Origin of the sequence: Bacillus sp. ME78 (genome assembly GCF_903970865.1) — a bacterium.
GTDB lineage: Bacteria > Bacillota > Bacilli > Bacillales > Bacillaceae_G > Bacillus_A > Bacillus_A cereus.
Map to the genome: position 1 here is coordinate 41,660 of NZ_CAJCKK010000032.1, position 6,749 is coordinate 48,408.

Here is a 6,749-nt window from a genome sequence, read left to right on the forward strand (position 1 = left end):
ATGAGAAGCTTATTTTTTATCGACATGATAGATTTGATATACATCTCTTTTCGACAAATCTCGATCTTTAGCGACTGTTTTAATCGCTTCTTTTGAATTCATACCTTTTTCATTTATATAGTGTTCAATATGATCATATACTGAAAGAGATTCCCACCATTGTTCTTCTGGAGCAGGTTCTTCTGTTGAACCAGCTACTAAAATACAAAACTCACCACGTACTTCATTTTGCTTCGTCCACTCAATTGCTTCTTGAATTGTCCCTCGAATAAATTCCTCAAATTTTTTCGTTAACTCTCGACACAATACAATCTCTCTATTTCCCAACACTTCCTGCATCGAAATTAAAGTATCATCTAAACGATGAGGCGCTTCATAAAACATCATTGTAGTTTGTACATAACGAAGCTTTTCTAACTCCATCTTCCGTTCCTTTTTGTTTCTCTGCAAGAAACCATAGAAATAAAACTGCTTTGTTTCAAGACCGGATGCAATTAATGCTGTAAGGGCTGCATTTGCTCCAGGAAGCGGAATTACATGATATTGCTCAGCTACTGCCTCAACAACAATATCGTAACCCGGATCAGAAATACACGGCATACCAGCGTCACTAACAAGTGCTACATTCTTTCCATCCTCTAACTTCTCTAATATTCTCTTTCCACTTACTTCTTTATTATGCTCATGATAACTCGTGACAGGTGTTTCAATTTCAAAATAATTACAAAGTTTTTTCGTTTGTCTCGTATCTTCAGCAGCAATTAAATCAACTTCTTTTAAAATTCGGATTGCACGAAATGTCATATCTTCTAAATTTCCAATAGGAGTTGGTACTAAATATAAAACTCCCTTTTCATTTTGTTGAAAGCTTTTTTGTTGCCACATAGCGTTCTCCTTTTTGCATATATGCCTCTTTTTGTTTTCTCGTTAATTGCTTAAAGTAATACTCCGCTTGCATAGCTGTACGTTTATCATCATGGGTCTCTACATATTTTAAAACGACAGGAAGCCTGACGCGTGTATACTTAGCTCCTTTGCCGCTATTATGAGTCTGTATTCGTTTTTCTATATGGTTTGTATATCCAGCATAATAACTTCCATCAGAGCACTCTACCACATAAAAAAAATGCTTATTCTTCTCCATATAAAATTGAACGTATCTCCTTTGTATATTCGTTATTGTTCTCATATACAACGAGAGGTGGTAAAATTTTTAAATCTGCATTTCCATCCTTAATTCCTTCAATTAACAATGTATTTGCTTCTTTTCCAACCTTAGGATAAACAAATCGCACACGCTTTGGTTCAATTTTATATTTACGCATTAATGTGACAATGTCGAGTAATCGCCCTGGACGATGTACAAACGCCACTTTCCCACCTTGTTTTACTAACTGACTACTTGCAGATACAACATCTTCTAATGTACACATAATTTCATGACGAGCTATCGCTAAATGTTCATTCATATTTTTCTCTGAAGTTTGAGGTGTTTGAAAATATGGTGGATTACATGTAACAACATCATATTGATGACGTCCGAGTTTCTCTGGCATATCTTTCAAATCTCCATGTATGAGGTGAATTCTTTCTTCCAGCCCATTATATTGAACACTTCTTACTCCCATATCATATAAGCGTTCTTGAATTTCCACACCAGTAATCTTTCCTTTTGTTCTTGTACTTAATAGAAGGGGGACAACTGCGTTACCTGTACACAAATCAAGTAAATTCCCCTTTTGAATTGGTACCCATGCAAAATCTGCTAGTAAAACAGCATCTAAAGAAAAATTAAATACTGATGGGCTTTGTATAATCTTCATGTCTTGCGCTAATAAGTAATCTAAACGTTCATCTTCATATAAATTCATATACTGCTCCTTTTCTTACCCTTAACCTACCCTATTTCATGTATAAAAAATTACCTTTCCAATTATAATTGGAAAGGTAATTTCACTTTTTATTTAAGAATGACAGACAGAACAAACAATCTCCCTCTTTACGTACACTTCCATAATGTAGATTGCAAATATGAAAACCTTCTTGATACAGTCTCGCTAAATTGTCATAGCCTTCACCAATATCTGTCTTCGGCTTCACTTCTTTACGCTTTTGAGTTTTTTGTTTTTCTTTATTCTGCACTTCTTCAAAACGGTGTCGCAAATTGTTATTTTCCATTTTTATATGCTGGTTTTCTTCCAACAACTCTGCAAGATGCTGTTTTAACTCTCCCAACTGTTTGTATAAATGTCCAATTTGCTCTTCCATACTAGAAACCGATTCAAAAATATCTTTTTTCTCCACAAGCACCCACCTCATTAATCTGTGGTTTGACTCGAAACGACCCCTTTATTCACTAACTCATCTAACGTATATTCTACTATCCGTTCCTTGTCTACTAGTTCCACTTGAATTAATCTTTCTAAAATATTTAATCCGATCACACGGCCAGTACCATGCGGGGTTTGTATACGTTGATCTAAATCAGGAAGTTGTTCCTTTGCTGCCTCATATTCATCATTCTCATATTTTAAGCAACACATTAAGCGACCACATAAACCAGAGATTTTTGCAGGATTTAATGATAAATTTTGATCCTTTGCCATTTTAATGGATACAGGTTCAAAATCTCCTAAAAAAGTAGAACAACAAAGCATACGACCACATGGACCAATACCACCTAGCATCTTCGCTTCATCACGAACACCAATTTGTCTTAGTTCAATTCTTGTTCTAAAAATTGCCGCTAAGTCCTTCACTAGTTCGCGGAAATCAATCCGACCATCCGCAGTAAAATAGAAAATAATCTTATTACGATCGAATGTATACTCTACATCTACAAGTTTCATATCAAGATTATGCTCTACTACCTTTTGCTGACAGACTTGATATGCTTCTTTTGCAGCATGTTTGTTCTCTTCAACAATGGTACGATCATTTTCATTTGCAATACGAATAACCTTTTTTAGCGGTAATACAACGTCGTTTTCATCAACTTGCTTTTTGGTAATAACTACTTTTCCGTATTCAATACCTCTTACCGTTTCTACAATAACAAACTCATTTTCAGAGATATCGAACTGATTTGGATCAAAGTAATATACCTTTCCGGCCTTCTTAAAGCGAACACCTACTACATCATACAAAACGGTCATCCCTCCTGCAACCGCAACACTAACTGTTCGAACACAAGCTGCGCATTTACATTAGCGTTGATTCTATTTTTTGCCTCTAATATATTAAAGAGAGCTGATACAATGCGCTTCTGAGCATAGGAAAACGATTCAAACATCTCTTTCTGCTCATGAAAAACAAGACGATCTTCTTCTCCAAGTTGAACATATAGTAAATCCTTATAAATAAGGAGTAACATATCTAACCCTTGCTGTAATTGTTCTTTCTCTCCAAAGTGTTTTCCCCATTTTTCTTGTACAAAAAAAATAGAGGTTGTATCTTTTTCGAGCGCTTCACATAATTTTATCACTAAAGCTCGTGCTTGTGCAAACCATTCATCACTACATAAAGCTAAAGCTTCATCAAAACTATTTGTGAGTTGAGCAGCAAGTGTCGATAAAGATGCTGTAATACCTTCTTCCTGTAATCTTCTAATTAAAGATTCTGTAGGTAACGGTCTAAACGTAACAACTTGGCAACGAGATAAAATCGTATTTAAAATTTGATGACTTTGTTCAGTAAGTAAAATAGCGGTTGTATCACTACTTGGTTCTTCTAAAAATTTCAAAAGTGTATTTGCCGCATTTGCCGTCATACGATCTGCGTGCTCAATAATATATAATTTTTTATTTGCCTCTAATCCTGTTTTTGAAAACTCTTCTTGTAAATCATGAATTTGCTGCTTCTTAATAGATAATCCGTCTGGTTTTACAATATGTAAGTTAGGGTGGTTACCTGAATCAATTCGCTTACAATTTGTGCATACATGACAGGGCTCTACTCCATTCCGCTGAGAACAGAGGAAACTCTTTGCCATTTGAATTGCTGTCGCAAACTTTCCCGTACCTTTCCCTCCCTCTAACAAGTAAGCGTGGGATATACGCTCTTTTGCAATGCTATTCATCAACATTTTTACACCGATGGGTTGTATAGCAGAAAGCTGCTCCCACGTCTTCATCATAATGCATACCTCACTTATTTCATTCTTTCCTTCTATTATAACAATTTATCTTCTATAATCTGAACAACTTCTTCTATAAGTTTTTCCATCGGCTGATCAGCATTTACCAATACAATACGCTCCGAGAAACGTTCTACAACTTGTAAATACCCTTCGCGCACACGTTTATGGAAAGAGATATCTTCCATATCTAGTCGATTTACTTCACGTCCTGCATCTTTTTCAATCCGAGCCAAGCCAACCTCAGGCTCAATGTCTAGATAAATTGTTAAACTAGGCATACAGTCCTCTGTTGCGAAACGATTTATTTCAAATACCTTATCCATACCCAATCCTCTTGCATAGCCTTGATATGCTAAAGAACTATCTATAAAACGATCACATAACACGAGATAGTTCTCATTAAGTGCTGGCATAACTTTTTCTACTAAATGTTGTCTGCGCGCAGCAGCATAAAGAAGCGCTTCTGTACGTGCTTCCATCATCGTATATTCTTGTTTATGTAAAATCGTCCTAATGTCCTCAGAAATTGCAATACCACCTGGTTCCCTTGTCGCCATTACCTTTTGTGCTTTTTGTTCAAAATATGGCAATAAGCTTTTAATTAACGTTGTTTTACCTGAACCTTCTGGGCCTTCAATTGTTACAAATAATCCCTTCATCCTAAAACCTACTTTCTATATCATACACTTTCATATATTTCGTATTACCTTGAAAACGAGCTCCTGCTCTCTCTAAATACATAATTTGCTCTTTATGCTCTGAAGTAATTCTCTCTCCATACATAACCAATGGAATCCCAGGTGGATACGGAATCACCATTTCTGCCGCTATCATTCCAACAGCCTCTTCTATAGATACTATCCTTGTTCCATATCTTTCTAGTTGTTTATACGTATACGGCAACGGAGAGAATTCACCTTTATAAGTATAACGAATAGATTCCCTCTTGTCTTTCACGTCATAATGTTGCAATGCTACTCGGATCATCTCTATAACCTTCATATACCCCTCATTTGCTTGCAAGGGTAAAATAAATAGGACATTGTACGGATCAGCCATCTCTGTATATATACCGACCTTTTCAAATACGGACTGTAATTCGTACCCTGATAACTGACAACGAGTTTGTACGGTAACCTTTAACTCGTCTTGCAACGGATATTCTAAAATGGCGATTTGGGGAATAGAACGTAACCGTTCCTTAAATCTCCGTAAAAACTCAACAATTTCACCATGACCTTCTTCTTTTATACGCGCCATTGTAAAGCGTGCTATATCCAAGGAAGCCATAATTGGATACGATGGACTACTAGATTGTAGCATACTTAAATAAGTAGTAACCTTCTCTTCGTCTACTAAGTGACTATTTATATGTAAATAGGAACCCATTGTCATTGCGGGTAATGTCTTATGTGCAGAATGCACTACAATATCTGCACCATATGTTAACGCTGATTTCGGAAATGGTTCTCCTAAACAAAGATGTGCCCCATGTGCCTCATCTATCAAAACAGGAATTTCATGTGCATGAGCAAAAGCGATGCTTGCCTCTAAATCCATCCCCATACCATAATAATTAGGATGCGTTAGAATGAGTGCTTTCGCATTTGGATATTTTCCAATTGCTTTCTTAATAATTTCATTACGAACTCCCACTGGTACATTATAAGTTTCATCAATCCATGGATCTAAAAAAATGGGATTTGCTCCCGCTAGTTTTAAACCATTAATAATTGATTTATGACAATTTCTTTGTACAAGAACAATATCATGTTCCCCACAACAAGACAAAATCATCGCTAAGTTCCCGACTGTTGAACCATTAATTAAAAAATAACTTTTCTTTGTATCATACACTTCAGCCAATAATTGTTGTGCCTCATCTATACATTCAAACGGACTATGCAAATCATCTAGTCCTGCTAACTCAGTTACATCAATAGATAGAATATCTTTAAACTCTCTTATTGCCTTCTGAGGGAAGTTTAAACCATTCTTATGACCTGGGACATGAAAGGATAACGGCCCTCTTTCTTTAAACTCGATTAACGCCTCATATAAAGGCATATGATTTTGATTCATCTACATCTCTTCCTTATTATTCATTCTCCATCTATTATACAGAACAAAAAAAATAATAGGCATATGCCTATTTAAAAATATGATACTTCTAATTTTCGAAGTTGCTTTAAATAATGTATATATTTCGGATCATCTGTCTCTGTATTCACCATATCCTTTTCACATTCATAACATATTAAATTATTATAAACATATATACCTTCTTTTCTTTTTGTCTCACAAACAATACAAACTTCACTTTGTAATTTCATAACCTTCCCTCCCTATTTAAGTGAACCTATTTTATACTTCTAATCCTTAACAATTTCCAGAAAAATATACACCCATCTCTTATATAATATGATTAACTCTTGGGCAACGTGTTTGTATTACCATTACTTCTTTCCCATTCTTTTTAACAATACAAAAAAAACACAAGTCAAAAGACTTGTGTTTTTAGTTGCTTGGCGACGTCCTACTCTCACAGGGACAAGGTCCCAACTACCATCGGCGCTAGAGAGCTTAACTTCCGTGTTCGGTATGGGAACGG

At 35.6% G+C, this 6,749-nt stretch carries 9 protein-coding genes and 1 rRNA gene; all 10 read right to left on the minus strand.

What is annotated here, in order from left to right:
* Positions 1-9: 9 nt before the first annotated feature.
* Positions 10-885, minus strand: coding sequence for a 16S rRNA (cytidine(1402)-2'-O)-methyltransferase (gene rsmI, locus H6481_RS24170; protein WP_000267824.1), 876 nt, complete (start codon positions 883-885; stop codon positions 10-12).
* Positions 854-1,144 (minus strand): GIY-YIG nuclease family protein, encoded by a 291-nt coding sequence (locus H6481_RS24175; RefSeq protein WP_000414350.1) that lies wholly within the window; start codon positions 1,142-1,144, stop codon positions 854-856. The genes rsmI and H6481_RS24175 overlap by 32 nt, the downstream gene beginning before the upstream one ends.
* The gene (locus H6481_RS24180; RefSeq protein ID WP_001055355.1) at positions 1,131-1,871 is read right to left on the minus strand and encodes a tRNA1(Val) (adenine(37)-N6)-methyltransferase; all 741 of its coding nucleotides are present in this window, start codon (positions 1,869-1,871) and stop codon (positions 1,131-1,133) included. The genes H6481_RS24175 and H6481_RS24180 overlap by 14 nt, the downstream gene beginning before the upstream one ends.
* Before the next feature lie 82 nt (positions 1,872-1,953).
* Positions 1,954-2,304, minus strand: coding sequence for a DNA replication initiation control protein YabA (gene yabA / locus H6481_RS24185; RefSeq protein WP_000412063.1), 351 nt, complete (start codon positions 2,302-2,304; stop codon positions 1,954-1,956).
* Positions 2,305-2,318: 14 nt separating this feature from the next.
* A complete protein-coding gene (locus H6481_RS24190) occupies positions 2,319-3,146 on the minus strand; it encodes a stage 0 sporulation family protein (protein ID WP_000272429.1) in 828 nt (275 codons plus the stop codon).
* Between the two features lie 5 nt (positions 3,147-3,151).
* Positions 3,152-4,135 carry a DNA polymerase III subunit delta' gene (gene holB, locus H6481_RS24195; protein ID WP_182813397.1) on the minus strand — a complete coding sequence of 328 codons (984 nt, stop codon included), beginning with the start codon at positions 4,133-4,135 and terminating at the stop codon, positions 3,152-3,154.
* A 35-nt stretch (positions 4,136-4,170) separates the two neighbouring features.
* Positions 4,171-4,797 (minus strand): dTMP kinase, encoded by a 627-nt coding sequence (tmk, locus tag H6481_RS24200; RefSeq protein WP_000677220.1) that lies wholly within the window; start codon positions 4,795-4,797, stop codon positions 4,171-4,173.
* Between the two features lies 1 nt (position 4,798).
* Positions 4,799-6,220, minus strand: a complete 1,422-nt coding sequence (locus H6481_RS24205) for an aminotransferase class I/II-fold pyridoxal phosphate-dependent enzyme (protein WP_001073004.1) — start codon at positions 6,218-6,220, stop codon at positions 4,799-4,801.
* Between the two features lie 71 nt (positions 6,221-6,291).
* Positions 6,292-6,471 carry a sigma factor G inhibitor Gin gene (locus H6481_RS24210; RefSeq protein WP_000776279.1) on the minus strand — a complete coding sequence of 60 codons (180 nt, stop codon included), beginning with the start codon at positions 6,469-6,471 and terminating at the stop codon, positions 6,292-6,294.
* Between the two features lie 190 nt (positions 6,472-6,661).
* A 5S ribosomal RNA gene (gene rrf, locus H6481_RS24215) occupies positions 6,662-6,749 on the minus strand; the annotation flags it as partial.